This is a genomic window from Microbacterium sp. No. 7, from assembly GCF_001314225.1.
Lineage (GTDB): Bacteria > Actinomycetota > Actinomycetes > Actinomycetales > Microbacteriaceae > Microbacterium.
The window spans coordinates 3356430-3381838 of the sequence record NZ_CP012697.1 but is presented as its reverse complement, the minus strand read 5'-3'; the positions used below and the strand labels follow the sequence as shown (position 1 = coordinate 3381838).

Here is a 25409-nt window from a genome sequence, read left to right as displayed (position 1 = left end):
TCGCCTCCGGGCGGGGCCCATCGTCGTGTCCGCCGCCGGCCCCTGTGCTCCCCGGCGTCCTGCCTCCCGGAACGGGCGTTCTCGCGGCATCCTGTTCCGAACCGGCCCGTCGCCGGCCCGGGGCCGTACCCTGGAGGGTATGGCGACGAAGCCCCCGACGGAGGACATCGACGAGACGCGCGTGCGCGTGGCGAAGCCCAAGCAGGTGGCGGTGGGCGTGCCCGCGGTGCTGCACGCCCTGAAGATCTCGAACGAGCAGATGGGCGTGCGGCGCAGCATCGAGACGCTGCTGCGCGTCAACCAGAAGGACGGCTTCGACTGCCCCGGCTGCGCGTGGCCCGAGGAGGACAAGCGGCACATCGCGGAGTTCTGCGAGAACGGCGCGAAGGCCGTCGCCGAGGAGGCGACGCTGCGCCGCGTCGGCCCCGACTTCTTCGCCGCGCACGCGATCGACGAGCTGCGCGGCCACGACGACTGGTGGCTCGGTCAGCAGGGGCGCCTCACGCATCCGATGATCCTCGACGAGGGCGCGACGCACTACCGGCCGATCGGCTGGGACGAGGCCCTCGCCGAGATCGCCGACGCGCTCGCGGCGACCGCTCCCGACGAGGCCGTCTTCTACACGTCGGGCCGCACCTCGAACGAGGCCGCCTTCCTCTACCAGCTGCTCGTGCGCGGCCACGGCACCAACAACCTGCCCGACTGCTCCAACATGTGCCACGAGTCCAGCGGCTCGGCCCTCACCGAGACGATCGGCATCGGCAAGGGCACCGTCACGATCGACGACATCCACGGCGCCGACCTCATCATCGTCGCCGGCCAGAACCCGGGCACCAACCATCCGCGCATGCTGAGCGCGCTGGAGAAGGCGAAGCAGCGCGGCGCGACGATCGTGGCCGTGAATCCCCTGCCCGAGGCGGGGCTGCTGCGCTTCGAGAACCCGCAGACCGTGCGCGGCGTCGTGCTCGGCGGCACGCCGCTCGCCGACGAGTTCGTGCAGATCCGGCTCGGCGGCGACCAGGCGCTGTTCCAGGCGATCGGCAAGCACCTGCTCGAGGCCGAGGAGCGATCGGGCGGCGTGCTCGACCACGACTTCATCGCCGCGCACACGAGCGGCTTCGAGGCGTACCGGCGGCAGCTGGGGGATGCCGCATGGACCGAGCTCGTGGATGCCACCGGCGTCCCGGAGCCGGAGCTGCGCCGCATCGCCGAGCTCGTGCGCGGCTCGGCGGCGACGATCGTGTGCTGGGCGATGGGCCTGACGCAGCACAAGCACTCCGTGCCGACGCTGCGCGACGTCGTCAACGTGCTGCTGCTGCGCGGCGACATCGGGCGGCCCGGCGCGGGCGTCTGCCCCGTGCGCGGGCACTCGAACGTGCAGGGCGACCGCACCGTCGGCATCTACGAGAAGCCATCGGAGGCCTTCCTCTCCGCCCTCGACGCCGAGTTCTCGTTCACCGCGCCGCGCCGGCACGGCTACGACACGGTCGAGGCGATCCGCGCGATGCGCGACGGGCGGGTGCGGCTCTTCATGGCGATGGGCGGCAACTTCGTCTCGGCGACCCCCGACACGGGCGTGGTCGAGACGGCGATGGCGAACGTCGACCTCACGGTGCAGGTCTCCACCAAGCTCAACCGCTCGCACGTCGTCACGGGGCGTCGCGCGATCATCCTGCCCACGCTCGGTCGCACCGATCGCGACCGGCGCGGCGGACGCGAGCAGCGCGTGACGGTCGAGGACTCCATGGGCGCCGTGCACGCCTCGCGCGGCCGGCTCGCCCCGCCCGCCGACGACCTGCTCAGCGAGGTCGCGATCGTCGCCCGCATCTGCGCGCGGCTGTTCGCGGCGCGCGACAACGCGCCGCGCGCCGACTGGGCCGCGCTGGAGGCCGACTACGCCGGCATCCGCGCGCACATCGAGCGCGTCGTGCCCGGCTTCGACGACTACGAGCGGCGCATCGACAAGGGCGCGACGCTGCACCTGCCCAACGGCCCCCGCGATGCGCGGCGCTTCGCGACCGCCGACGGCCGGGCGCGGTTCACCGCGAACCCGCTGGAGTACCCGCGCATCCCCGAGGGGCGGCTGCTGCTGCAGACGCTGCGCTCGCACGACCAGTACAACACGACGATCTACGGCAAGGACGACCGGTACCGCGGCGTCTACGGCGGCCGCCGCGTCGTGCTCGTGCACCCCGACGACATCGCCGCGCACGGGCTCGCCGAGGGCGAGATCGTCGACCTCGTGTCGGAATGGACGGATGCCGGCGGTGCCGTGCAGGAGCGGCGCACCGAGCGCTTCCGCGTCGTGCCCTACGCCACCCCGCGCGGCAACGCGGCGGCGTACTATCCCGAGACGAACGTGCTCGTGCCCCTCGACTCCGTCGCCGACGTGAGCGGCACGCCGACCTCGAAGTCGGTCGTCGTGCGGCTCGAGCGGCGCCCCGCGTAGGCCGCGCGATGGGCCGGATCACCGCACGCCGCCCGATCGAGCGGATCACCGTCGGCCGCGGCAGCGCGCGGCGCGTCGACACGCTCGCGGTCGAGGAGCCGCTCGAGATCCGGCTCGCGGGCCGGCCGCTCGCCGTCACGATGCGCACGCCCGGACACGACGTCGAGCTCGCCGCCGGCTTCCTCGTCTCGGAGGGCGTCATCGCGCGCGGCGAGGACTTCCGCGGCGCCATCCACTGCGGGGGACCGGGCGCCGGCGGCGAGGGCAACACGTACAACGTGCTCGACGTCGCGCTCGCGCCGCACGTCGCCCCGCCGTCGCCCGACCTCGCGCGCAGCTTCTACACGACGAGCTCGTGCGGCGTGTGCGGCAAGGCCTCGATCGACGCCGTCGAGACGGTGTCGTCGTACGACGTCGCGACCGACGCGGCGACGGTGCCGGCGGAACGCCTCGCACAGCTGCCGGGCGTGCTGCGGGCGCACCAGGCGGCCTTCGACAAGACCGGCGGGCTGCACGCCGCGGCGCTGTTCCGGGCCGGCGAGGCGGATGCCGGGGCTCCGGATGCCGACGACGCGGCGCCCCTCGTGGTGCGCGAGGACGTCGGGCGCCACAACGCGCTCGACAAGGCCGTGGGCTGGGCGCTGCTCGGCGGGCGACTGCCGCTGTCGGGCACGGTGCTGCAGGTGTCGGGCCGCGCGAGCTTCGAGCTCGTGCAGAAGGCGGTGATGGCCGGCATCCCGATCCTGTCCGCCGTGTCGGCCCCGTCGTCGCTCGCCGTCGAGCTCGCCGAGCGGTCGGGGCTCACCCTCGTCGGCTTCGTGCGCGGCGACACGATGAACGTGTACACGCGCGGCGACCGAGTGGTGTGAGGGCGCAGCACCCGTTGACTCATCCGGCCCGGCGGCGACGGTGCGGACCTCGCTTCACCCGTCCGCCCGCACCTCGAACCCCGTCGCGCCGGTCGGTGCCGTCTCGGTCTCGCGGATGGCGTGCACGCGTGCCCACGCAGGACCCGTGCGCATCCAGGTGAGGAGCTCATCGACCTGCGCGTCGGTGCCCTCGATCTCCGCCTCGACGCGGCCGTCGGCGAGATTGCGCACCCAGCCGGTGACGCCGATGCGGAGCGCCTCTGACCTGGTGGCATAGCGGTATCCGACGCCCTGCACCCTGCCTTCGACCGTGACGTGAACCCGTTTCATGGCATCCATCATGCGCCGGGGGCGGCGGGCGGGGGAACCTCGGCGACGAGGAACTCGCCCTCCAGGAGCTCAGGTGTCACGCGACGTCGACCCAGTTCTCGTAGCGGAGGTTGCCGAGGAGCCAACGATAGTCGGCGGCCGATGCGGTCATGCGCCCAGTCAACCCTCCCTCGCCGAGCCCTCCCCCCGTCGCCGAGTCAATCCTCCGTCGCCGAGTCAATACCCCGCAAGCGCGGAAGGAGTATTGACTCGGCGGGCGGGGATTGACTCGAGGGGCTCGGGGGCCGGGGGGCTGTTACGCCCGGGCCTTCTTCGCGCGGCGCATGCGGTGCAGGATCGGCTCGGTGTAGCCGTTCGGCTGCACCGCGCCGTCGACGATGAGGCTGCGGGCGGCCTCGAAGGCGATGCCCGGCACGCCGTCGCGGAGGAGCGGCTCGTACAGCGGGTCGCCGGCGTTCTGCGCGTCGACCACCGACGACAGGCGGCGCAGCGCGTCGTCGACCTGCTCCTCGCTGATCACCTCGTGCGCGAGCCAGTTGGCCAGCAGCTGGCTGGAGATGCGCAGGGTCGCCCGGTCCTCCATCAGGCCGACGTCGAGGATGTCGGGCACCTTCGAGCAGCCGACGCCCTGGTCGATCCAGCGCACCACGTAGCCCAGGATCGACTGCACGTTCGTGTCGACCTCGGCCTGCTTCTCGTCGTCGGTCAGCGCCGACGCGTCGCCGAGCGGGGGCACGAGGATCGGGTCGATGCTCTGCGGCGCGCGCGTCGCGATCTCCTTCTGCACCGCGCGCGCGTCGACCTCGTGGTAGTGCAGGGCGTGCAGCGTCGCGGCGGTCGGCGACGGCACCCACGCGGCCGTCGCGCCCGAGCGCACGTGGCCGATCTTCTGCTCGAGCATGTCGTGCATGAGGTCGGGCATGGCCCACATCCCCTTGCCGATCTGCGCGCGTCCCGGGAAGCCCGCGGCGAGGCCGGTGTCGACGTTCGCGTTCTCGTAGGCGAGCAGGAACGGCTGCTTCTTCATGTCGGCCTTGCGCACCATCGGGCCCGCGTGCAGCGACGTGTGGATCTCATCGCCCGTGCGGTCGAGGAAGCCGGTGTTGATGAACACGACGCGGTCGCTCGCCGCGGCCACGCAGGCCTTGAGGTTCACCGTCGTGCGACGCTCCTCGTCCATGATGCCGATCTTCAGCGTCCGCGCCGGCAGGCCGTAGAGCTCCTCCACGCGCCCGAGCGTCTCGACCGCGAAGGCGACCTCGTCGGGACCGTGCATCTTGGGCTTCACGATGTACATCGAGCGGGTGCGCGAGTTCTGCGGGCCTTCGCCGCGCAGGCTCGGCAGCGCGCCGAGCGTCGTGAGGACGGCGTCGAGGATGCCCTCGGGCAGCTCGTAGCCGTCGGCGTCGCGCACGGCGTCCGTCGTCATGAGGTGGCCCACGTTGCGCACGAACAGCAGCGAGCGGCCGGGCAGCGCGAACGAGCCGCCGTCGGGCGCGGTGTAGGCGCGGTCGGGGTTGAGGGCGCGCGTGAACGTGCGGCCGCCCTTGGTCACCTGCTCCTGCAGCGTGCCGTCGATGAGCCCGCGCCAGTTGCGGTAGCAGAGCGCCTTGTCCTCGGCGTCCACGGCGGCGACGGAGTCCTCGAGGTCGATGATCGTCGTGACGGCCGACTCGAGCACGATGTCCTGCACGCCCGCGGCGTCGGTGCGGCCGATGGCGCCCTCGCGGTCGATCACGATCTCCAGGTGCAGCCCGTTGTGCTGCAGCAGGATGCCGGCCGGCGCCGCCGCGTCGCCCGTGAAGCCCGCGAAGGCGGCCGCGTCCTGCAGGCCCGTCGTCGTGCCGTCGCCCAGCGTCACCCGCAGCGCGCCGTCGGCGACCGCGTACGACGTCGCGTCGACGTGCGAGCCGGATGCCAGGGGAGCGGCGAGGTCGAGCAGCGCCCGGCCGCGGGCGATGACCTCGGCACCGCGCGCGGGGTTGTAGCCGCTGCCCGGCGCGAGGTCGCCGGTCTGGTCGATCGCGTCGGTGCCGTAGAAGGCGTCGTACAGCGAGCCCCAGCGGGCGTTCGCGGCGTTGATCGCGAAGCGCGCGTTCGACACGGGCACCACGAGCTGCGGACCCGCCTGCTCGGCGATCTCGCTGTCGACGTTCTCGGTCGTGATCGTCAGCGAGGCGGGCTCGGGCACGAGATAGCCGATCTCCTCGAGGAACGCGCGGTAGGCCGTCGGCTCGGGCTGGCCGGGGTTCGCGCGGTGGTACGCGTCGATGCGGGCCTGCAGGTCGTCGCGCACGGCCAGCAGCTCGCGGTTGCGCGGCGCGAGGTCGCCGAAGATGCCGGCGACGCCCTGCCAGAAGGCGTCGGGCTCCAGGCCCGCGGCCGGAAGCGCCTCGCCCTCGATGAAGTCGACGAGAGGCTGTGCGACGAGCAGGCCGGCGCGCTCGACGGCGTCGCTCGCAGCGGGGGCTGACGTGGTGGTCGCGGGGTCGTGAGCCATGACGATGTCCTCTCTGGTCGGGGCGCGGTGCGCCGTGCGGTCAGATTAACGGCGGCGCGCCGACAATGAAACCTGGTTTCCGCATCGTGAAAACCGTGCGGGGGTCACCCGCGTGGCGCATCGGTGAGACGGCTCTCGGCGCGCGTCTCGGACGCGATGCGCTTGGCCGTCACCGTGAGGATCGGGATGGCGCGCCGCGCGAACGCCTCGTCGACGCGCATGACGGGTCCCGACACCGAGATCGCCGTCGGCGCCGGCATCCCGCGCACCGGCACGGCGAAGCAGCGCACGCCGAGCTCCTGCTCGTTGTCATCGATCGCGTATCCGCGGGTGCGGGTCGTCGCGAGGTCGGCGAGCAGGGCGTCGACGTCGCTGATCGTGTGCACGGTGGGCGTCGGCATCCCCGCGCGCTCGGTCAGGGCGCGCACGTCGGCGTCGTCGAGCTGCGACAGGATCGCCTTGCCGACGCCCGAGGCGTGCGTGTGCACGCGCCGGCCGACCTCCGTGAACATCCGCATGGTGTGCGTCGACGGCACCTGCGCGACGTAGGTCGCCATGTCGCCGTCGAGGATCGCCATGTTCGCGGTCTCGCCGAGCTCCTCGACGAGGCCCGCGAGGTGCGGGCGCGCCCACGCGCCGACCTGCCGGCTCGCGACCTCGCCGAGGCGGATGAGACGCGGGCCCAGCCCGTAGCGTCGGTTGGGCAGCTGGCGCACGTGCCCCGAGGCCATGAGCGTGTGCAGCAGGCGATGGATCGTGGGCAGGGGGAGCCGGGTGGCCTCCGCGAGGTCCGAGATCGGCGCGTCGCCGCCCTGCGCGGCGATGCACTCCAGCAGCTCGAACGATCGCGCCACCGACTGCACGGTCGATGCGCGCGACGTCTGCTGGGCCCCCGTGTCGGTCATGCCGCCTCCCTCGCGCCTGGATGTCCGTGCGATGTCCACGATACGGAAGAGAGTATCCGAGATGACGGGATGAGGATGCCCGAGGGGGATGCCGGGGTGCGGGATCGCGGCCGGGGGAGGAGGCGCTGCGAGCGCTGGGCCGGGGGCTGCGGGCCGGGGCACGGAGCGCGGCGGCGCGATGCGTCAGTGCGGCAGCACGAGCGAGACCGCGATCGCGAGCATCACGACCGCGATGACGCCGTCGAGCACGCGCCAGGCGCGCGGCGTGCCGAGCCAGCGCCCGAGGAACCGCGCGCCGACCGCGAGCGAGAAGAACCATGCGACGGAGGCCACGACGGCTCCCGCGGCGAACCACCAGCGCCCGTCGCCGTGTGTGCTCGCGACCGAGCCGAGCAGGAACACCGTGTCGAGGTAGACGTGCGGATTGAGCCACGTCAGCGCGAGGCACGTGAGCACGACCGCGGCGCGCCGCGAGCGCGGGGCGGTCGTCGCGGTGGCGGGTGTGGTGGGGACGGCGGTGGGTGTGGTGGGGACCGCCGGGGCGGTGCCGGCATCCGGGGTGCGGGCGGGCAGCACGACGGCATCCCTCGTCGGGGCGTGCACGCCGGCGGTGCGCGGGTCCGCGCCGCTGCTTCGTCCCTCGCCGTCGCCTCGCTGGTCCTCGTCGGCGACGCGCAGGCTCTCGCCCGTGGGCCGCAGCGCGCGGCGCGCGGCGAGCACGGCGTATCCCGTGAGGAACGCCGCGCCCGCCCAGCGCACGGCGTCGACGAGCCACGGCACGGCCTGCAGCAGCGCCCCGAGCCCCGAGACGCCCGCGACGATGAGCGCGGCGTCGGAGAGAGCGCAGACGGCCGCGACCGTGAGGGCGTGCTCGCGGCGCATCCCCTGCCGCAGCACGAACAGGTTCTGCGCGCCGATCGCGACGATGAGGGACAGGCCGAGGCCGAGGCCCGCGAGAGCAGAGGTGAGCACGCCATCGACGGTAGGGTCGGCAGCAGCGACAGTCCAGTTCATGATTCTTCACCTGCATAAGGAGTGCTGAAGATGCAGCTCGTCCCGGAGCTCGCGATGACCCTCGCGGCGGTCGTCGACGAGGGCAGCATGGATGCCGCCGCGCGCCGCCTGCACATCACGCCGTCGGCCGTGAGCCAGCGCATCCGCGCGCTCGAGGAGCAGGCGGGCCGTGTGCTGCTCGTGCGCTCGAGGCCCGCGCGGCCCACGTCGGCCGCGCATCCGATCCTGCGCTACGCGCGGCAGCTCGCACTGCTGCACAACGACGCCCTCGCCGAGCTCGGCGAGGGCCGCACGGCGACGCTGCCGATCGCCGTCAACGCCGACTCGCTCGCGACGTGGTTCCTGCCCGCGCTCGCGCGTGCGGGCGCCCGGCACGAGGTCGTGTTCGACCTGCATCGGGACGACCAGGACTTCACCGCGACGCTCCTCGAGGCGGGCACCGTGACGGCGGCGGTCACCTCGCGCGCCGAGCCCGTCGCGGGCTGCCGCGTCACCGCGCTGGGCGTGCTGCGCTACGAGGCCATGGCCGCGCCTGCGGTGGTCGACCGCTGGTTCCCCGACGGGCCGACCCCCGCGGCGCTCGCGGCGGCCCCGGTCGTCGACTTCGACGCGCGCGACGACCTGCAGTCGCAGTGGCTCGCACAGCAGGACGCCGACCTCGCGGCACCGCCGCGGCACCGCGTGCCCGCGTCGCACGACTTCGTCACCGCGGTGCGGCTGGGGCTCGGCTGGGCGATGCTGCCGCGCCTGCAGGCGCAGCCGGCGCTCGACGCGGGGGAGCTGGTGCTGCTGGGCGGTGCGCCCGTCGACGTGCCGCTCCACTGGCAGCAGTGGAACCTGCGCTCGCCGCTGCTCGACGACGTCGCCGCCGAGATCGTTGCCGAGGCCCGCCGCGCCCTGATCCCGCCCGCGCCCTGATCCCGCCGCGCCCTGACCACCCTGCGCCCCGAGCGCTCCTGCGCCCCCGCGCCCCTCCCGCCCCGCCCCGGTCTCGTCTCCGCCGAGATGGTGGGTTTCTCGCCGAGACGGTGGGGCGGTCTCCGCGAGAAACCCACCATCTCGGCGAGATTGGTGACAGGATGCCGACATGGGAACCGTCGACGACTATCTAGCGGGACTCGAGCCGGCCGATGCGGCGATCATCGCCCACGCGTACGACGTCGTGCGAGACGCGGTGCCCGACACCGAGCAGGGCCTCGGCTACGGCATGCCCGCGCTCCTCTACCGCGGCCAGTCGCTCATCTCGGTCATGCGCGCGCGACATCACTTCGGCGTCTTCCCGTTCAGCCCGGCCGCGCTCATCGACATCCTGCCGCTGCTCGACGGCATCCAGCACGTCAAGGGGACCATCCGCTTCACGCGGGATGCCGTCGTGCCCGACGACGTGCTCCGTGCGCTCGCCGCCGCGCGTCGCGCGCAGATCGACGGGTGAGCGTTGCGCAAGCCGACGGGTGATCGTCGCGCGCAGATCGACGGGTGAGCGACGCCCAAGCCGACGGGTGAATCCCGCGGCGCGCGTCAGAGTTCGTTGAGCAGCGTGTGCAGCAGCCGCGCGAGCTGCTGGATGTCGTGCACGGGCCAGTCCTCCAGCGCCCGGAGCAGCGTGCCCTCCTGCGGTGCGCGCGCCGCCGCGAGCCGCTCGAGCCCCTCGGGCGTGGCCGAGAGCAGGCTCGACCGCCCGTCCTCGGGGTCGGGCTCGCGCTGCACGAGCCCGTGCCGCTCCAGCTCGCGCACCGCGCGGCTCACCTGCCCGCGATCGATGATGAGCAGCTCCGCGAGCGCCGACGGCGTGATGGGCCCGCGGCGCGCGATCGTCGTGAAGAGCTTGTAGGCGCCGGGGAGCATGCCGGGGGCCAGCCGCTGCGCGTTGAGGGCGAGATAGCGGCGGAACCGGTTGGCGAGCTCGCCGAACTCGACCTCCAGCGCCCTGACGGCCTCGGTGCGGGCGGCATCCGGATCGGCCGGCGCGGTGCGGGATGCGTCGGCCGATCCGGGGCCGCGCGCGTGGGTCTGCGCGGCCCGAGCGCTCTCGTTCATTCCGCGTCCTTGTCCCGCCCCGCCCCGGTGGTCGTCGTGTCGATGCTACCCGTGGCGGTGAGCGTGCCCATCGCGGCCGGTGCGGAGACGGTCGCGAGGTCGGCCTCGCCCGCGTGCATCCGCTCGGTCGTCGTCATGCGTCCCAGGGGGATGTTGGGCAGGAAGACGATCGCCACGAGGCTCAGCACCGCGAACGGCACGGCGATGAGGAACGAGTGCGAGATGCCCTGGGCGTAGATGTCCTCGATGAGCACGCGCAGCGTCTCGGGCATGTCCGAGACCTTGGGCATGGCGCCCGACTCCAGCTGCTGCGCCCAGTAGGCCGCCTCGTCGCCGAGTCCGGCGATCGTCGTCGCCAGCTTCTCCTTCGCGCCGGCCATGAGCTCGATGACACGCGCGGCGAGCGCGGCGCCCATGACCGAGACGCCGATCGTGCCGCCGAGGCTGCGGAAGAAGGTCACGCCCGAGCTCGCGACGCCGATCTCGGTGGGCTTGGCGGTGTTCTGCACGACGAGCACGAGGTTCTGCATCGTCATGCCGACGCCGGCGCCGAGCAGGAACATGTAGACGGAGACGAGCACGAAGTCGGTGTCGTAGCGGATCGTCGAGAGCAGCGCCGAGCCCGCCGTGAGCAGGATCGCGCCGACGACGAGGTACGGCTTCCAGCGGCCGAACCGCGTGACGAGGGCGCCGACGCCGATCGACGCGACGAGCAGCCCGCCGATCATGGGGATCGTCATGAGACCCGCCTGCGTGGGCGTCGCGCCGCGGGCGAGCTGCATGTACTGGCTGAGGAAGACCGAGGCGCCGAACATCGCGATGCCCGTCGCGATCGAGGCGACGACCGAGAGCGTGAAGGTGCGGTCGCGGAAGAGCGAGAGCGGGATGAGCGGCTCGCGCGAGCGGAGCTCGACGACGATGAACAGCACGGCGCTCACGAGGGCGATGCCGACCATGAGCACCGTCTGCACGCTCCACCAGTCGAAGTCGGTGCCGGCGCTGGTCACCCAGATGAGCAGCAGCGAGACCGAGACGGCGAGCAGCACGATGCCGAGGTAGTCGATGCTGACCTTCTTCTTCGGCACGGTGGACAGGCGCAGGGTCGTCTGCACGAGGATGAGCGCGGCGATCGCGACGGGCAGCGCGACGAAGAAGTTCCAGCGCCAGCCGAACGCGTCGGTGATGACGCCGCCCAGCAGCGGCCCGCCGATCGTCGCGAGCGCCATGACCGCGCCGAACAGTCCCATGTAGCGGCCGCGCTCGCGGGGGCTGATGATGTCGGCCATGATCACCTGGCTCAGCGCGGCGAGGCCGCCCGCGCCGATGCCCTGCACCGCGCGGAACGCGATGAGCGTCGCGGGGTCCTGCGCGAAGCCCGCCGCGGCGGTCGCGGCGATGAAGATGACGATCGCGAGCTGGTACAGCAGCTTGCGGTTCGTGAGGTCGGCGAGCTTGCCCCAGATCGGGGTGGAGATCGCCGTGGTGAGCAGCGTGGACGTGACGACCCACGTGAACGCGGTCTGGTCGCCGCCCAGGTCGTGCACGATCACCGGCAGCGACGACGACACGACGGTGGAGGCGAGCATCGACACGAACATGCCGAGGATGAGACCCGAGAGGGCCTCGAGCACCCGGCGGCGCGTCATGGGCGAGGCCGCCGGCGCGGCGGTCTCGGAAGAAGCGGATGAAGTCACGGAACCCCTCGATCCCAACTGATTGAGCAACGTCAAATATTGACAATCGTCAACCATAACCCCATGCTTGCGCTCCGTCAACCACCCCGCCGTCTTCTCCGCGAGACGGCACGGGCGCGACGAGACTGCCCGCCAGAACGGCAGTCTCGTCGCGCGGATGCCGTCTCGCGGGGTGGGGGATGCCGGGTGGGGGATGCCGGGTGGGTGAGCGCGCGTGGGGGCGTCAGTCGCTGAGGGCGAGGGCGCGGTAGGGGGTGCGTGCGGAAGGGGGTGCGGGGGAGGTGCGCTGGGACTGGGTGCGGAGATAGAGCTCGTCGATGAGCTCGGTCGCGAGCCGCACGAGGTTGCCGATCTCGCGCTCGTCGCGGTCGACCCACGCGCACTTGGGCTCGTCGCCGATCGGCACGAAGCCGTCGTGCTCCTCCCAGACGACGAGCGTGCGCTCGGCGCCGAGCACGTGCTGCTGCCACCAGACCTGGCGCAGGTAGGTGCGGGGGATCGAGCGCCAGGTCTTGTTGGTCGTCTTGATCTCGGCGAGCGTCACGCGCCCGCCGGCGTCGACCGCGATGCCGTCGGGCGTCGCGAGGTGCCGCTTCTCGACGACCGCGTGGAACAGCGCCGACGACGGCTGGATGCCGTGCGTCGCCGCGACCCACGCCGCGATCTCCGGCTCGCGCCGGCGCCCGTGCTCCGTGTAGGCGTTGCCCGAGAAGCCCGACCCGCGCAGCTTCGCCTCCGCGACGCGCGGGATGGCGTTGTGCGTCGTGAGCTGCGCGACGTCGGTCGCCGTGATGCCCCGTGACCGGGCCCGCAGCCACGCCACCCGGTCGCGCGAGTCGGCGACGATGCGCGCGGCCAGTTCGGGAGTCACGCGCTCGAGGCTAACCCCGACCCCCGTCATCCCCCGCCCGACACCCCGCCCGTTCCCCGACCCGCCCGCCACCCCGCCCGTTCCCCGACCCGCCCGCCCGGCACCCGCCCTTCGACCGCGGCACCCTGCGGGTGCTCGCCCGCGGCATCCACCTTTCGCCGCGGTTGAGGGAGTTTGAGCGGAGGGGACCCGTGCCCGACCGCGGCAGATTGCGGGTCGCGGCGCCCTGCACCCGCAGTCTGCCGCGGTTGAAGGGATGTGGAAGGTGACGTGGGAGGGATGAGGGGGTGGTGCAAGGGATGCCGCGAGGAAGCGGGCGGTGCGGGATTTGGGGATGGGCGCGGGGGAGGGTACAGTGGACGAAGCCAAAGACCGCTGGTCTCGGCGTGCGCGTGAGCGGATGCCGACGAAGCTCTGCGATGCAGGGGCCCGCGCAGGTGACACTGATACTTCCCGGGAATCCGGATTCGAGGCTCCGTGCGCTTGCGCCGGAGCCTTTCTCGTTGCCGGGGCGTGCCCCCGCGGATCGGCGGCCGATGTCCCGCTGCCGCGGGGCGTCTCATACACACAAGGAGTGGCCATGGCGCAGAAGGACGCAACGGTCGCCGAGCTCACGAAGAACTTCGAGGACTCGACTGCCGTTCTGCTGACCGAGTACCGCGGTCTGACGGTCGCCCAGCTCAAGGAGCTGCGCAACAGCATTCGTCAGGACGCGGAATACGCCGTGGTGAAGAACACGCTGACCAAGATCGCCGCGAGCAACGCGGGGGTCACGGGCCTGGACGACGACCTCAAGGGTCCGTCGGCCATCGCCTTCGTGCACGGTGACCCGGTCGCCGTCGCCAAGGGTCTGCGTGCCTTCGCCAAGGCTAACCCTCTTCTCGTCGTCAAGGGCGGGTACTTCGACGGTGCCCCTCTGACCGCGGAAGAGGTCAACAAGCTCGCCGACCTCGAGAGCCGTGAAGTCCTGCTGGCGAAGCTCGCCGGCGCGATGAAGGCCTCGCTGACCAAGGCGGCATATCTGTTCAACGCTCCGCTGTCGAAGGCCGTCCGCACGGTCGACGCGCTGCGTGAGAAGCAGGAGTCCGCGGCCTGACATCGGGTCTCGGCGTAGTTCACCCCCAATTCAAGGAGAATCATCATGGCAAAGCTCAGCACTGAAGAGCTGCTCGACGCGTTCAAGGAGCTGACGCTCATCGAGCTCAGCGAGTTCGTCAAGGCCTTCGAGGAGGCCTTCGACGTCACCGCCGCCGCCCCCGTCGCGGTCGCCGCTGCCGGCGCCCCCGCCGGTGGCGCTCCCGCCGAGGAGGCCGAGGAGAAGGACTCGTTCGACGTCATCCTCGAGGCTGCCGGCGACAAGAAGATCCAGGTCATCAAGGTCGTCCGCGAGCTCACCTCGCTCGGCCTCGGCGAGGCCAAGGCCGTCGTCGACGGTGCCCCCAAGGCCGTCATCGAGGGCGCCAACAAGGAGGCCGCCGAGAAGGCCAAGGCCGCCCTGGAGGAGGCCGGCGCTTCGGTGACGCTGAAGTAATCCCGTTCCCCCGCGGGGGACCCTCAGTGAGGGCCCGGATGCCACGGCATCCGGGCCCTCACTGCTTCTCCGTGCGGTCGCTGTCGAGCACGGCCGGCGCGCGAGCGGGGTCGGCGGGACCCGTCGTCCCCCGCACGACGAGCCGCGACTGCATGCGCACGACCGTGGGCGTGCGTGCCGGATCCTCGATGTGCGCGAGCAGCAGCGCCACGGCGGCCGCGCCCTGCTCGCGCGGGTCCTGCTGCAGCGTCGTGAGCGAGAACATCTCCGCGAGCTCGTGGTCGTCGACACCGATGACGCTGAGTCCGAGGGGGACCTGGATGCCGAGGCGCCGCGCCGCGATGATGGCGCCGACCGCCACCTCGTCGCACGTCGCGACGACCCCGGTCGGTCGCTGGCGGGCGTCGCCGAACAGGTCGACCGCGGCGGCGTAGCCCCCCGGCATGCTCGTGGGGGAGCGGATGTGGCGGATCTCGCCGGACAGCCCGGCATCCGTCATCGCCGCCGCGTAGCCCTCGAACCGGCGACGGTCGACGTGCGTCCACTGCTCCCGCCCCTGCTCGTCGACGCCGCCGCCGAGGAACGTGATCGTGCGATGGCCCAGCGTGAGCAGGTGCTCCGTCGCGCGGCGCAGCGCGTAGTCGTCGTCGACCGTGACGCAGCTCGTCTCGCCGGCCGGCGTGACGACGCCGACGACGGGGCGGCCCACCTTGGCGAGCTGACGGATCTCGGCGACGTCGGGCTCGAGGCCCACGGCGATCAGCCCGTCGAACCGCTTGCGCGTGAGGAAGTCGCGGAAGATCCGCGCGCGCGCGGCCGACCCCGGTCGTGCGTCGTAGAGCGTGAGGTCGAGCCCCCGGTCGAGCAGCGCGGTCTGCACGCCCTCGAGCACCTCGGCGAAGAACCACCGGGTGAGGTAGGGCATGATCACGCCGATGTTCTGCGTGCGCCCCGTCGCGAGCGAGACGGCGCTCGTCGACGGCGCGTAGCCGAGCTCCTCGGCGACCCGGCGCACGCGCTCCCGCGTGGCGGCGGCGACGGAGCCGCCGCCGCTCAGCGCGCGGCTGGCGGTGGCCTTCGAGACCCCCGCCCGCGCGGCGACGTCCGCAATGCCGACCATGGTGGCATCGACCTCCTGTCCCTTCGCACACTCTAGCGAACGAGGCGCACCAATGGAACCGGTTCCAGTAACGCGGAGTCACGGATCATCCCTGTCGTTATCCGGTTGTGACCGTCGCCTCGTTGTTGCCGAGGGGGCGCTCCCCTAGGTTTGAGTGGAATCGGTTCCCCACGGAGGGGAGCCGTGTGCACCATCTCATTCCGTGCACTCGATGAGGAGGAAACTTATGGGGATGTCACAGCGCCGCTGGATCGCTCCGCTCGCACTCGTCGGCGCTGCCGGCCTTGTGCTGACCGCCTGCAGTGGCGGCCCGGGCTCCGGCGGCACCACCGGAAACGGGGGCTCCGGCTCGACCGGAGGGGGTGACGAGAAGGCCGTCGTGACCATCTACGGCACCATCGCCGACACCGAGGCCGAGCTTCTCGAACAGTCGTGGGCCGACTGGGAGGAAGAGAACAACATCGACATCCAGTACGAGTCGTCGAAGGAGTTCGAGGCCCAGATCGCGGTCCGCGCGCAGGGCGGCAACGCCCCCGACCTCGCGATCTTCCCGCAGCCCGGCCTGATGGCCGACATGGCGACGCGCGGCTTCCTCAAGGAGGCGCCGGACGCGGTCAAGAGCAACGTCGAGTCGGGCTGGACCGAGGACTGGGCCGCCTACGGCACGGTCGACGGCACGCTCTACGGCGCCCCGCTCATGGCGAGCGTCAAGGGCTGGATCTGGTACTCGCCGTCGTTCTTCACCGAGAAGGGCTACGAGGTCCCCACTGATTGGCAGGGGCTGCTCGACCTGACGGCGAAGATCCAGGCCGACACCGGCAACCCGCCGTGGTGCATCGGCTTCGGCTCCGACGCCGCGACCGGCTGGCCCGGCACCGACTGGATCGAGGATCTCGTCCTGCGTCAGTCCGGCCCCGAGGTCTACGACCAGTGGGTCGCCAACGAGGTGCCCTTCACCGACCCGAAGATCCAGTCGGCGTTCGACGAGTTCGACAAGATCGCGCGCAACCCGCAGTACGTCAACGCGGGCTTCGGTGACGTCAAGTCGATCGTGACGACCCCGTTCGGCGACGCCGCGCAGGCGCTCGTCGACGGCACGTGCGCGCTGCACCACCAGGCATCGTTCTTCGACGGCTTCATCGCGGATGCCGGCGGCGACGTCGCCGAGGACGGCGACATCTGGGCCTTCCTGATGCCCCCCTACGAGGCGGGCGGCTCGAGCGACGGCGCGGTCGTCACCGGCGGCGGCGAGATCGTCGCGGCGTTCTCCGACTCGGAGGCCACGCAGAAGGTGCAGGAGTACCTCTCCAGCCCCGAGTGGGCCAACAGCCGTGTGGAGCTCGGCGGCGTGATCAGCGCGAACAAGGGCCTCGACCCCGCGAACGCCTCGAGCAACATCCTGAAGGCCGCGATCGAGATCCTGCAGGCCGACACCACGACGTTCCGCTTCGACGCCTCCGACCTCATGCCGTCGGCCGTCGGCGCGGGCACGTTCTGGAAGGGCATGGTCGACTGGGTGAACGGCACCGACACGGCGTCCGTCCTCCAGCAGATCGAGGGCGGCTGGCCCTCGTCCTGACCCGATGAGCCGCGGGGCCGCTCCTGAGGGGGTGGCCCCGCGGCCCTTCTTTCCGGCAGAGTGGCTTCCACCTCTGCCGCTGGGTCCGACGTCGTACTCGAAAGGCTCTCATGTCCGTTCAAGATTTCTTCCGGTGGTTGTCCCACCTGCATCCTCTTCTGGAGATCGTCGTCGTGGTGGGGGTGTTCGTCGCCGTCGTGGCGCTCATCCTCTTCTTCATCGAGATCGCCCCGAAGCCCGGCCGCACGTACACGATCATCCGCCTCGCGGCGTGCGTGCTCGGCCCCGTGCTCGTGCTGTTCGTGCTGCAGTCCTGGTACGAGGCCATGGCCGCAGCGGCCGTGCTCGGCCTGCTGTTCTTCTTCCTCGACAAGCGCGCCAAAGGCGGCGCGGGGTCGATGTTCCAGCTCGTGGGCTTCCTGACGCCCGCGCTCGCCCTGCTCGCGGTGGGCCTCGTCGTGCCGACGGTGCAGACCGTCGGGCAGGCGTTCATGAACTCGCGCGGCACCGAGTTCATCGGGCTCGCGAACTTCGAGTGGATCTTCACGCAGCCGCAGAACCTGCGCATCATCGGCAACACGATCCTGTGGGTGCTCATCGCACCCGTCGTGTCGACGATCGCGGGACTCGCGTACGCGTACTTCATCGACAAGACGCGCGGTGAGAAGTACTACAAGATCCTCGTGTTCATGCCGATGGCGATCTCGTTCGTCGGCGCCTCGATCATCTGGCGCTTCATGTACACGCCGCGACCGGCGGGCCAGGACCAGATCGGCTTCCTGAACCAGGTGATCGTGTGGTTCGGCGGGCAGCCGTACAACTTCCTCGCCGACGATCCGTGGAACACGCTGTGGCTCATCGTCGTGTTCATCTGGATCCAGACCGGTTTCGCGATGGTGGTGCTCTCGGCCGCGATCAAGGGCGTTCCGACCGAGCAGCTGGAGGCCGCCGAGCTCGACGGCACCAACGCGTGGCAGCGGTTCATGAACGTCACGGTCCCCGGCATCCGTCCCGCTCTCATCGTCGTGCTCACGACGATCTCGATCGGCTCGCTGAAGGTGTTCGACATCGTGCGCACGATGACGGCCGGAGCCAACAACACGTCGGTGCTCGCGAACGAGATGTACACGCAGTTCCGCAGCTTCGAGGCGGGCCGGTCGGCTGCGTTCGCCGTGATCCTGTTCCTGCTGGTCATGCCGATCGTGATCTACAACGCCGTTCAGCTCAAGCGTCAGAGGGAGGTCCGCTGATGACCACGACACAGGCCGTGGCCACGGGCCCGAAGGCCCCCCGCAAGCCGCTCGGCGCGACCGCGAAGCGCCGGCTGACATCGCCGTGGGCGACCGCCGCGGCGCTCGTGATCGCCGCGATCTGGACGGTGCCGACGTTCGGCCTGTTCCTCACGTCGTTCCGGCCGAAGGAGCTGATCGGCACCACCGGCTGGTGGACGGTGTTCCAGAACTGGGGCTGGACGCTCGACAACTACGCGACGGCGCTGCAGAGCGGAACGGGCCAGCTCAACATGGCGGGCGCGTTCATGAACTCGATCGCGATCACGATCCCGGCGACGCTGCTGCCGATCACGGTGGCGCTGCTGGCGGCGTACGCGTTCGCATGGATCGACTTCCGCGGCAAGACGATCCTGTTCATCTGCGTGTTCGCGCTGCAGATCGTGCCGCTGCAGATGGCGCTCATCCCGGTGCTGCAGCTGTTCGCGCAGGGCACGATCTTCGGGTTCCCGGTGATCGAGGCGTTCGGCTCGGTCGGCTACGCGCAGGTGTGGATCGCGCACACGATGTTCGGCCTGCCGCTGGTGATCTACCTGCTGCACAACTTCGTCTCGGAGATCCCGGGCGAGGTCATCGAGGCGGCGCGCGTCGACGGTGCGGGGCACGGGCAGATCTTCTTCCGCATCGTGCTGCCGCTCACGGCGCCGGCGATCGCGTCGGTCGCGATCTTCCAGTTCCTGTGGGTCTGGAACGACCTGCTCGTGGCGCTGATCTTCGCCGACGGCAACGTCGCGCCGATCACCAAGCTGCTCGCGGAGATGACGGGAAGCCGCGGACAGGACTGGCACCTTCTCACGGCGGGCGCGTTCATCGCCCTCGCGGTGCCGCTCATCGTGTTCCTGGCGCTGCAGCGGTTCTTCGTGCGCGGCCTGCTGGCGGGCTCTACGAAGGGCTGATCGGGCGGATGCCGGAGGGGCGGTGCACGACGGCGTGCATCGCCCCTCTTTTTCGTGCGTTCTTTCCGTGCGTTCGGTCCCGGGGTCCGCGCGCTCAGCCCCGCGTCACCGGGAGGGGCTATCATCGATGGAGCGCGCGAATCGTTTCGCGACCGTCTCTCGCGCCCGCGCGTCCGCCCTCTCACCCCCTGGGACTCCGTTGTACGACACCGCCTCCATCCCCACGCAGGAACCGCGTGCCACGGGCGCCATCCGCACCCTCGGCGCCGACCCCGCGACGGCGCCCGTCGTGCTGCACCCCGGCGATGCGATGCCGACGCCCCGCCGCGTCGTGCTCGTGCTGCTGCTCGGTGCGCTCACGGCGCTCGGCCCGTTCACGATCGATCTGTACCTGCCGGCGTTCCCGCTGCTGCAGCGCGACTTCGACACGACCGCGGCGGCGATCCAGCTCACCCTGACGGGCACGATGATCGGCTTCGCCCTCGGGCAGCTCATCGTGGGACCGCTCAGCGACAAGGTGGGCCGTCGCGTGCCGCTGCTCGTCGTGACGGCGCTGCACGTGCTCGCGAGCATCGCCGCGGCGCTCGCGCCGGAGCTGATCCTGCTCGGCGTCTCGCGCGTCGTCATGGGCATGGGCGCCGCCGCGGGCAGCGTCGTGGCGATGGCGATCGTGCGCGACCTGTTCGGCGGACGCCGGCTCGTGGTCATGCTGAGCCGTCTCGCGCTCGTGTCGGGCGTCGCGCCCGTGGTCGCGCCGCTCATCGGCTCGCAGCTGCTGCTCGTCATGCCGTGGCGCGGCATCTTCGTGGTGCTCGCCGTGTACGGCGTGGTGATGCTCGTCGCCTCGATCGTGCTCGTGCGCGAGACGCTGCCGCCCGCGCGCCGCCAGGAGCGCGGAAGCACGACGGTGCTGCAGCGCTACGCGAGCGTGTTCGGCGACCGCGTCTTCCTGGGCGTGCTCGTGATCGGCGGCACGACGTTCAGCGGGCTGTTCTCGTATCTGTCGGCCTCCTCGTTCCTGTTCCAGGAGACGTACGGGTTCGACGCGCAGCAGTACGGCATGCTGTTCGCCGCCAACTCGATCGGCCTCGTGATCGGCATCCAGGTCGCGGCGCGCCTCGCCGCGCGGTTCGGCCCGCAGTGGGTGCTCGCCTGGTCGACCGCGGTGCTCATCCTCGCCTCGGGCGGCATCATCGCCGCCGACCAGCTGAGCCTCGGCCTGTGGGGCACGATCGTGCCGCTGTTCGTGTTCATGACGGCGGCCGGGTTCACGTTCCCGTGCGTGCAGGTGCTCGCGCTCGACCGCCATGGCAACGCCGCGGGCACCGCCGCGAGCGTGCTCGGCGCCGTCAACAGCGGCGTCGCGGGGCTCATCACGCCGCTCGCGGGATGGATCTCGGGCGGCGCCGCGATCACCGCGACCACGATGGCGATCGTGATGATGGGATGCGCGGTCGTCGGCGCGCTCTCGCTGTGGCTCGTCGTGCGGCCCCGCACGGTCGAGAAGCTCACCCCGTGATCGCGCGTCGCGCCACAATGATGCGATGAGCATCGCCGAGGCCGACGTCGAGCGCGGGCTGCGCCTCGGCGTCGTGGGCGTCGCGCTGCTGGTCGCCGGAGCCGTGCTGGGCGCGATCGTCGCGGGCACGGACGCCCCGCCCCTCGACCGCTGGTGGGACACGACCGTCGGCTCCCTCGCCCCGGGGCTCGTGCCCGTCTCGCTCGCGCTGGACGGGATCGGCGGCGGCTGGGTCGGCGTGCTGCTCGTGCCGGCGGTGATCACGGCGGCGCTGCTCGCCGCCCGGCGGCCGTGGGCGGCGGGGTTCTTCGTCGTGGCATCCGTCGTGAGCGCCCTCGTCGTGCAGGTGCTGAAGAACGTCTTCGGCCGCGCCCGCCCGGAGGACATGTTCGTGATCTCCGACTTCGGGTCGTTCCCGTCGGGGCACACGGCCAATGCGGCGACGGTCGCGGTCGTCGCGATCGTGCTCTTCTCGAGGCTGTGGGTCGCCGTCGTCGGCATCGCCTGGACGGCGCTCATGGCGTTCGCCCGCACGCAGGTGCACGCGCACTGGCTCACCGACACGATCGGCGGCGTGCTCGTCGGGACGGGCGCCGCGCTGCTCGTCGCGGCCGTGTTCGCGGCGCCGCTGCGGCGGCGTCGCTAGGCTGAGCGCCATGACCGCGCCCGAGCCGCCCGCCGTTCCCGAGCCGCCCGCCGCCGCTGCGCCCGATTCCGCGGCATCCGTCGCCGCGGCCGAGCTGGTGCGTCTGCGCGCCGAGGCCGAGGCCGCCGAGGCGGCCCTCGCCCTCGCGCAGGCCCGTGCGGCGCTCGCCGCCGCGGAAGCCGAGGCCGCCCGCGCCGCCGCCGCGGGTCCCGCGGCATCCACCCCGCCCGCTCCGTCGGAACGGGACGATCTGCCGCCCGAGCCGGCTGTCTCAGCCGGATCTCCTGTTCCCGGAGCTCCGGTCCCGGAAACTCCTGTTCCGGAAACTTCTGCTCCGGCCGAGACGGCGCGGACGGATGCCGTGAACGCCGGCCCGCTCACGGCGCACCAGGTCGCCACGATCGCGCGGGGCTACGCGTTCGAGCACGCGGCGCTCGAGCTCGGCGCGCTCGTCAACGGCGAGCCGGTGCCCGAGGCGCAGGTGCGCATCCCGCTCGCCATGACCAACCGGCACGGGCTCGTCGCGGGCGCGACCGGCACGGGCAAGACGCGCACGCTGCAGGTGCTCGCCGAGCAGCTCGCCGCGCACGGCGTGCCCGTGTTCGCGGCCGACGTCAAGGGCGACCTGACGGGCGTCGCGGTGCCGGGCGAGCCGAGCGAGAAGCTGCGGCAGCGCACCGACGGCATCGGGCAGCCGTGGCGGCCGCAGGCCTCGGCGACCGAGTTCCTCGCGCTCGGCGGCGTCGGACGCGGCGTGCCCGTGCGCGCGACGGTGTCGGGCTTCGGGCCGCTGCTGCTCAGCAAGGTGCTCGGCCTCAACCAGACGCAGGAGTCGAGCCTCGGGCTCGTCTTCCACTACGCCGATGCGCACGGTCTCGCGCTCGTCGACCTCTCCGACCTGCGCGCCGTGCTCACGTACCTCACGAGCGACGAGGGCAAGCCCGAGCTCAAGGGACTGGGCGGCCTGTCGGCGGCGACCGCCGGCGTCATCCTGCGCGAGCTCATCACCTTCGCCGACGGCGGCGCCGACGTGTTCTTCGGCGAGCCCGAGTTCGACGTGCGCGACTTCCTGCGGCTCGCCCCCGACGGGCGCGGCGTCATCAGTCTGCTGGAGGTGCCGGGCGTCATCGACCGGCCGGAGCTGTTCTCGACCTTCCTGATGTACCTGCTCGCGGAACTGTTCGAGACGCTGCCCGAGGTCGGCGATGCCGACAGGCCGAAGCTCGTGTTCTTCTTCGACGAGGCGCACCTGCTGTTCCGCGACGCGTCCAAGGCCTTCCTGGCGTCGATCGTGCAGACGGTGCGGCTCATCCGCTCGAAGGGGGTGGGCGTGTTCTTCGTCACGCAGAACCCCAAGGACCTGCCCGCCGACGTGCTCGGCCAGCTCGGCTCGCGCGTGCAGCACGCGCTGCGCGCCTTCACCCCCGACGACGCGAAGGCGCTGCGGCAGGCCGTCGGCACGTACCCGACGAGCGGATACGACCTCGAGCGGGTGCTGCAGGAGCTCGGCACGGGCGAGGCGATCGTCACCGTCATGAGCGAGAAGGGCGCGCCCACGCCGGTCGCGTGGACCCGGCTGCGGGCGCCGCAGGGGCTCATGTCGCCCGCGCCGGAGGCCGAAGTGGAGCGCCTCGTCGCGGCATCCCCTCTGCTGGCGTCCTACGGCACGCCCATCGACCGCGAGTCGGCGCGCGAGATCCTGACCGCGAAGATGGATGCCGCGGCCGCCGCCGACGCCGCGGCGCAGGCCGCCGCCGAGAAGGCGAAGGTCGAGGCCGAGCTCGCGAAGCAGCAGGCGGCGATCCAGAAGCAGCTCGACAGGGAGGCGCGCGAGCGCCAGAAGGAGTACGACCGGCTGCTCAAGGCCGCCGGAGGCGGGCGCACCCGCACGTCGCGCTCCCCGGCGAAGAGCCCGCTCGAAGACCTGCTCGGCTCGAAGGCCACGCAGACCGTGCTGAACACGGTCATCCGCGGCGTCTTCGGCACCGGCCGCCGCCGCTGACGCGCCGGCCCGACGTGCCGCCCCGCCCGACGGGGTTGCACAATTCAGGAGACTCCGCGCCGGGAGGGGCGGATCGGCCGCCCGGCGGCCGTTCTTCCTGAGTTGTGAACGGCATCGGGGCCGGGCGGTCGCCGGGCGGATGCCGGTGCAGGCCCGGCCGGATGCCGGCGGCCTGGACGGATCCGATGGGCCCGGCCGGATGCCGGGGCGCGCGGCTCAGCGCGGCGGCAGCGCGCGGGTGTCGTCACCGGCGGTGAGGCGGGCGACGCGCTCGTTCTGGCCCTGCAGCGCGGCGTACTCGCGGTCGCGGCGCACGGCGACGACGGCGCGCACGAGCGTCTCGGGGTCGCACGGCGGCAGGGGCGCGACGAACGGCCGCATGTCGTCGGCGAGCGTCGCGGCGAGCCGCATGCGCGCGGCGGGGGCGAGCGCGTCGGCGCCGCGCACGAACTGGGCGGCGCGACGGGCGATGCGGTCGGGCAGCCGCGCGACGTCGGCGATCTGCGCCCATGCGGCGAGCACGGGGGGCACGCCCGGCGCGGGGGCGGGCAGACGCGGCGGGCGCGTGCGCTCGCTGTAGGTCCCCGCGAGCAGGTCGCCGAGCCGTTGCGCCCGCGGCGTGAACGCGCCGACGATGCCGGCGACGGCGCCGAGCGTGAACCAGACCTCCAGCACGCCCGCGAGCGACCGGATGAGCGCGTGCCGGAACCCGGCGGCGCCGCCGTCGGCGCGCACGATGCGGCCGCCCACCGCGAGCTTGCCGAGGCTGCGTCCCCGCGTCGCGGTCTCGACGGCGGCCGGCAGGACGACGAGCACGACGACGATCGAGCCGATCAGCAGCGCGGGCGCGAGCGCCATGATCGTGACCCCGGCGACCCAGCTCACGACGATCCAGAACACGACGAGCAGGATCGCCGACGCGACGACGTCGATGAGCGCCCCGAGCGCGCGCAGGAACAGGCCGAGCGGCTGCACGTCGAGGGCGACGGCCTCGCCCGTGAGCACCTCGTCCTGATCGATCTCGACAAGCTGGGGCACGGCGGACACGGATACAGTGAATCACATGGACCTCGACGCGCTCTCGGCCGCCCGGGAGCACGAGTGGTCGCGGCTCGACGAGCTGGGCCGCACGCGGCGGCTCACTGGCGTCGAGGTCGACGAGCTCGTGGAACGGTATCGCGCGGCGTCCGCCGACCTGGCCGACATCAAGACGTCGGCGGGGCGCAGCGCCTGGGGCGACCACCTGTCCACGCTCATCGCGCGGGCGCGCCTGCGGCTGACCGGCACGCCCGACAACATGCTGCGGCAGCTGCCGCGCTTCTTCGTGCACCAGCTGCCCGCGGCGCTCTACCGCCTGCGCTGGACGACCCTCGCCGTGGCCGTGGCGTTCTTCGCGATCGGCGCGCTCGTCGCCGTGTGGATCGCCCGCGACCCCGCGGCGATCGCGGCGCTCGGCAGCGAGGCGCAGCTCGCGCAGTACGCCGAGGAGGACTTCACCCAGTACTACAGCGAGCACGCCGAGGGCGTGTTCGCGACGATGGTGTGGACGAACAACGCCTGGATCGCCGCGCAGTGCATCATGTTCGGCATCACGGGGTTCTGGCCGGTCATGGTCGTCATGCAGAACGCGACGGGCCTCGGCACGGCCGCCGCGGTCATGTTCGCCTATGACCGCGGCGATCAGTTCCTGCTGCACATCGCCCCGCACGGCCAGCTCGAGCTGACGGCGATCTTCGTCGCGGCGGCGGCGGGCCTGCACATCTTCTGGGCCTGGGTCGTCCCCGGTCCCCGCAGCCGCGGGGAGGCGCTCGCCGCCGCAGGCCGCTCGCTCGCGACGGTCGTGATCGGCCTCGTGCTCGCGCTCGCGCTGTCGGGCCTGGTCGAGGGGTTCGTCACGCGCCAGCCGTGGCCGTGGGCGCTGAAGATCGGCATCGGCACGCTCGCGCTCGGCGTCTTCCTGTTCTACATGCTCGTCGTCGGCCGCCGCGCCGCGCGAGCGGGGGAGACGGGCGACCTCACGGAGTACGAGGCGGGCGCGCAGCGTCTCGTCGCCGGATAGCGGCGCGGGGTGAGGCTCAACGCCGTTCGGCTGGTCGTCGGGGTCGGGGGTCAAGATCCTGGTGCGGAGTCTCGCGGGATGGGTGCGGTGATCGGTGTC

Annotated in this window: 22 protein-coding genes; 13 read left to right on the top strand and 9 right to left on the bottom strand. The window is 72.0% G+C overall.

Features of this window, described 5'->3' with window-relative positions; all coding sequences use genetic code 11:
* Positions 1 to 139: 139 nt before the first annotated feature.
* On the top strand, positions 140 to 2449 hold the full coding sequence (locus AOA12_RS15710; RefSeq protein ID WP_054684828.1) for an FdhF/YdeP family oxidoreductase: 2310 nt from the start codon (positions 140 to 142) through the stop codon (positions 2447 to 2449).
* A gap of 8 nt (positions 2450 to 2457) precedes the next feature.
* Positions 2458 to 3318, top strand: coding sequence for a formate dehydrogenase accessory sulfurtransferase FdhD (fdhD, locus tag AOA12_RS15705; RefSeq protein WP_054684825.1), 861 nt, complete (start codon positions 2458 to 2460; stop codon positions 3316 to 3318).
* Between the two features lie 54 nt (positions 3319 to 3372).
* Here the strand turns inward: fdhD and AOA12_RS15700 are convergent, their stop codons facing one another.
* The 4 genes from AOA12_RS15700 to AOA12_RS15685 form a co-directional block, all read right to left on the bottom strand.
* Positions 3373 to 3648: an acylphosphatase gene (locus tag AOA12_RS15700; RefSeq protein WP_156366529.1), complete on the bottom strand. Its 276-nt coding sequence runs from the start codon at positions 3646 to 3648 to the stop codon at positions 3373 to 3375.
* Positions 3649 to 3943: 295 nt separating this feature from the next.
* Positions 3944 to 6148, bottom strand: coding sequence for a malate synthase G (locus AOA12_RS15695; protein ID WP_054684822.1), 2205 nt, complete (start codon positions 6146 to 6148; stop codon positions 3944 to 3946).
* A gap of 104 nt (positions 6149 to 6252) precedes the next feature.
* Complete coding sequence (locus tag AOA12_RS15690; protein WP_054684819.1) at positions 6253 to 7053, bottom strand: IclR family transcriptional regulator; 801 nt, start codon at positions 7051 to 7053, stop codon at positions 6253 to 6255.
* Positions 7054 to 7236: 183 nt separating this feature from the next.
* Complete coding sequence (locus tag AOA12_RS15685; protein WP_082406306.1) at positions 7237 to 8067, bottom strand: LysE/ArgO family amino acid transporter; 831 nt, start codon at positions 8065 to 8067, stop codon at positions 7237 to 7239.
* A gap of 30 nt (positions 8068 to 8097) precedes the next feature.
* Here AOA12_RS15685 and AOA12_RS15680 point away from each other — a divergent pair, with 30 nt between their 5' ends.
* Positions 8098 to 8985 carry a LysR family transcriptional regulator ArgP gene (locus AOA12_RS15680; protein WP_054684813.1) on the top strand — a complete coding sequence of 296 codons (888 nt, stop codon included), beginning with the start codon at positions 8098 to 8100 and terminating at the stop codon, positions 8983 to 8985.
* Positions 8986 to 9154: 169 nt separating this feature from the next.
* The gene (locus AOA12_RS15675) at positions 9155 to 9499 is read left to right on the top strand and encodes an iron chaperone (protein ID WP_054684810.1); all 345 of its coding nucleotides are present in this window, start codon (positions 9155 to 9157) and stop codon (positions 9497 to 9499) included.
* 86 nt (positions 9500 to 9585) lie between these two features.
* On the opposite strand, the gene AOA12_RS15670 is transcribed toward AOA12_RS15675, so the two are convergent.
* From AOA12_RS15670 to AOA12_RS15660, 3 genes are all read right to left on the bottom strand, one after another.
* A complete protein-coding gene (locus AOA12_RS15670; RefSeq protein WP_082406305.1) occupies positions 9586 to 10104 on the bottom strand; it encodes a MarR family winged helix-turn-helix transcriptional regulator in 519 nt (172 codons plus the stop codon).
* Positions 10101 to 11750 (bottom strand): MDR family MFS transporter, encoded by a 1650-nt coding sequence (locus AOA12_RS15665; protein ID WP_054684807.1) that lies wholly within the window; start codon positions 11748 to 11750, stop codon positions 10101 to 10103. Before AOA12_RS15665 ends, AOA12_RS15670 begins: the two co-directional genes overlap by 4 nt.
* Positions 11751 to 12021: 271 nt before the next feature.
* On the bottom strand, positions 12022 to 12669 hold the full coding sequence (locus tag AOA12_RS15660) for a YqaJ viral recombinase family protein (RefSeq protein WP_054684802.1): 648 nt from the start codon (positions 12667 to 12669) through the stop codon (positions 12022 to 12024).
* Positions 12670 to 13249: 580 nt separating this feature from the next.
* On the opposite strand from AOA12_RS15660, the gene rplJ reads away from it, so the two are divergent.
* Both rplJ and rplL read left to right on the top strand, forming a co-directional pair.
* Complete coding sequence (gene rplJ / locus AOA12_RS15655; protein ID WP_054684799.1) at positions 13250 to 13765, top strand: 50S ribosomal protein L10; 516 nt, start codon at positions 13250 to 13252, stop codon at positions 13763 to 13765.
* A 45-nt stretch (positions 13766 to 13810) separates the two neighbouring features.
* On the top strand, positions 13811 to 14200 hold the full coding sequence (rplL, locus tag AOA12_RS15650) for a 50S ribosomal protein L7/L12 (RefSeq protein WP_054684795.1): 390 nt from the start codon (positions 13811 to 13813) through the stop codon (positions 14198 to 14200).
* 58 nt (positions 14201 to 14258) lie between these two features.
* Here the strand turns inward: rplL and AOA12_RS15645 are convergent, their stop codons facing one another.
* Positions 14259 to 15320, bottom strand: a complete 1062-nt coding sequence (locus AOA12_RS15645) for a LacI family DNA-binding transcriptional regulator (protein WP_054684792.1) — start codon at positions 15318 to 15320, stop codon at positions 14259 to 14261.
* Between the two features lie 226 nt (positions 15321 to 15546).
* Between AOA12_RS15645 and AOA12_RS15640 the strand changes: the two genes are divergently transcribed.
* From AOA12_RS15640 to AOA12_RS15615, 6 genes are all read left to right on the top strand, one after another.
* Positions 15547 to 16899, top strand: coding sequence for an ABC transporter substrate-binding protein (locus AOA12_RS15640; RefSeq protein ID WP_054684789.1), 1353 nt, complete (start codon positions 15547 to 15549; stop codon positions 16897 to 16899).
* 110 nt (positions 16900 to 17009) lie between these two features.
* Positions 17010 to 18149 carry a carbohydrate ABC transporter permease gene (locus AOA12_RS15635; protein WP_054684785.1) on the top strand — a complete coding sequence of 380 codons (1140 nt, stop codon included), beginning with the start codon at positions 17010 to 17012 and terminating at the stop codon, positions 18147 to 18149.
* Positions 18149 to 19084, top strand: coding sequence for a carbohydrate ABC transporter permease (locus AOA12_RS15630; RefSeq protein WP_082406304.1), 936 nt, complete (start codon positions 18149 to 18151; stop codon positions 19082 to 19084). The genes AOA12_RS15635 and AOA12_RS15630 overlap by 1 nt, the downstream gene beginning before the upstream one ends.
* Before the next feature lie 199 nt (positions 19085 to 19283).
* A complete protein-coding gene (locus tag AOA12_RS15625; RefSeq protein WP_231637103.1) occupies positions 19284 to 20603 on the top strand; it encodes a multidrug effflux MFS transporter in 1320 nt (439 codons plus the stop codon).
* A gap of 25 nt (positions 20604 to 20628) precedes the next feature.
* Complete coding sequence (locus AOA12_RS15620; protein WP_054684782.1) at positions 20629 to 21249, top strand: phosphatase PAP2 family protein; 621 nt, start codon at positions 20629 to 20631, stop codon at positions 21247 to 21249.
* Positions 21250 to 21259: 10 nt separating this feature from the next.
* Positions 21260 to 23251, top strand: a complete 1992-nt coding sequence (locus AOA12_RS15615; RefSeq protein ID WP_054684781.1) for a helicase HerA-like domain-containing protein — start codon at positions 21260 to 21262, stop codon at positions 23249 to 23251.
* A gap of 216 nt (positions 23252 to 23467) precedes the next feature.
* On the opposite strand, the gene AOA12_RS15610 is transcribed toward AOA12_RS15615, so the two are convergent.
* Positions 23468 to 24298 (bottom strand): RDD family protein, encoded by an 831-nt coding sequence (locus tag AOA12_RS15610; RefSeq protein ID WP_054684780.1) that lies wholly within the window; start codon positions 24296 to 24298, stop codon positions 23468 to 23470.
* A gap of 16 nt (positions 24299 to 24314) precedes the next feature.
* On the opposite strand from AOA12_RS15610, the gene AOA12_RS15605 reads away from it, so the two are divergent.
* Positions 24315 to 25310, top strand: a complete 996-nt coding sequence (locus AOA12_RS15605) for a stage II sporulation protein M (protein WP_054684779.1) — start codon at positions 24315 to 24317, stop codon at positions 25308 to 25310.
* The last annotated feature ends 99 nt before the right edge of the window (positions 25311 to 25409 follow it).

Excerpts from the sequence above, each read along its gene's own strand:
- AOA12_RS15710 (WP_054684828.1), top strand. The coding sequence starts at position 140 with ATGGCGACGAAGCCCCCGACGGAGGACATCGACGAGACGCGCGTGCGC.
- fdhD (WP_054684825.1), top strand. The coding sequence starts at position 2,458 with ATGGGCCGGATCACCGCACGCCGCCCGATCGAGCGGATCACCGTCGGC.
- AOA12_RS15700 (WP_156366529.1), bottom strand. The coding sequence starts at position 3,648 with ATGAAACGGGTTCACGTCACGGTCGAAGGCAGGGTGCAGGGCGTCGGA.
- AOA12_RS15695 (WP_054684822.1), bottom strand. The coding sequence starts at position 6,148 with ATGGCTCACGACCCCGCGACCACCACGTCAGCCCCCGCTGCGAGCGAC.
- AOA12_RS15690 (WP_054684819.1), bottom strand. The coding sequence starts at position 7,053 with ATGACCGACACGGGGGCCCAGCAGACGTCGCGCGCATCGACCGTGCAG.
- AOA12_RS15685 (WP_082406306.1), bottom strand. The coding sequence starts at position 8,067 with ATGAACTGGACTGTCGCTGCTGCCGACCCTACCGTCGATGGCGTGCTC.
- AOA12_RS15680 (WP_054684813.1), top strand. The coding sequence starts at position 8,098 with ATGCAGCTCGTCCCGGAGCTCGCGATGACCCTCGCGGCGGTCGTCGAC.
- AOA12_RS15675 (WP_054684810.1), top strand. The coding sequence starts at position 9,155 with ATGGGAACCGTCGACGACTATCTAGCGGGACTCGAGCCGGCCGATGCG.
- AOA12_RS15670 (WP_082406305.1), bottom strand. The coding sequence starts at position 10,104 with ATGAACGAGAGCGCTCGGGCCGCGCAGACCCACGCGCGCGGCCCCGGA.
- AOA12_RS15665 (WP_054684807.1), bottom strand. The coding sequence starts at position 11,750 with ATGACGCGCCGCCGGGTGCTCGAGGCCCTCTCGGGTCTCATCCTCGGC.
- rplJ (WP_054684799.1), top strand. The coding sequence starts at position 13,250 with ATGGCGCAGAAGGACGCAACGGTCGCCGAGCTCACGAAGAACTTCGAG.
- rplL (WP_054684795.1), top strand. The coding sequence starts at position 13,811 with ATGGCAAAGCTCAGCACTGAAGAGCTGCTCGACGCGTTCAAGGAGCTG.
- AOA12_RS15645 (WP_054684792.1), bottom strand. The coding sequence starts at position 15,320 with ATGGTCGGCATTGCGGACGTCGCCGCGCGGGCGGGGGTCTCGAAGGCC.
- AOA12_RS15640 (WP_054684789.1), top strand. The coding sequence starts at position 15,547 with ATGGGGATGTCACAGCGCCGCTGGATCGCTCCGCTCGCACTCGTCGGC.
- AOA12_RS15635 (WP_054684785.1), top strand. The coding sequence starts at position 17,010 with ATGTCCGTTCAAGATTTCTTCCGGTGGTTGTCCCACCTGCATCCTCTT.
- AOA12_RS15630 (WP_082406304.1), top strand. The coding sequence starts at position 18,149 with ATGACCACGACACAGGCCGTGGCCACGGGCCCGAAGGCCCCCCGCAAG.
- AOA12_RS15620 (WP_054684782.1), top strand. The coding sequence starts at position 20,629 with ATGAGCATCGCCGAGGCCGACGTCGAGCGCGGGCTGCGCCTCGGCGTC.
- AOA12_RS15615 (WP_054684781.1), top strand. The coding sequence starts at position 21,260 with ATGACCGCGCCCGAGCCGCCCGCCGTTCCCGAGCCGCCCGCCGCCGCT.
- AOA12_RS15605 (WP_054684779.1), top strand. The coding sequence starts at position 24,315 with ATGGACCTCGACGCGCTCTCGGCCGCCCGGGAGCACGAGTGGTCGCGG.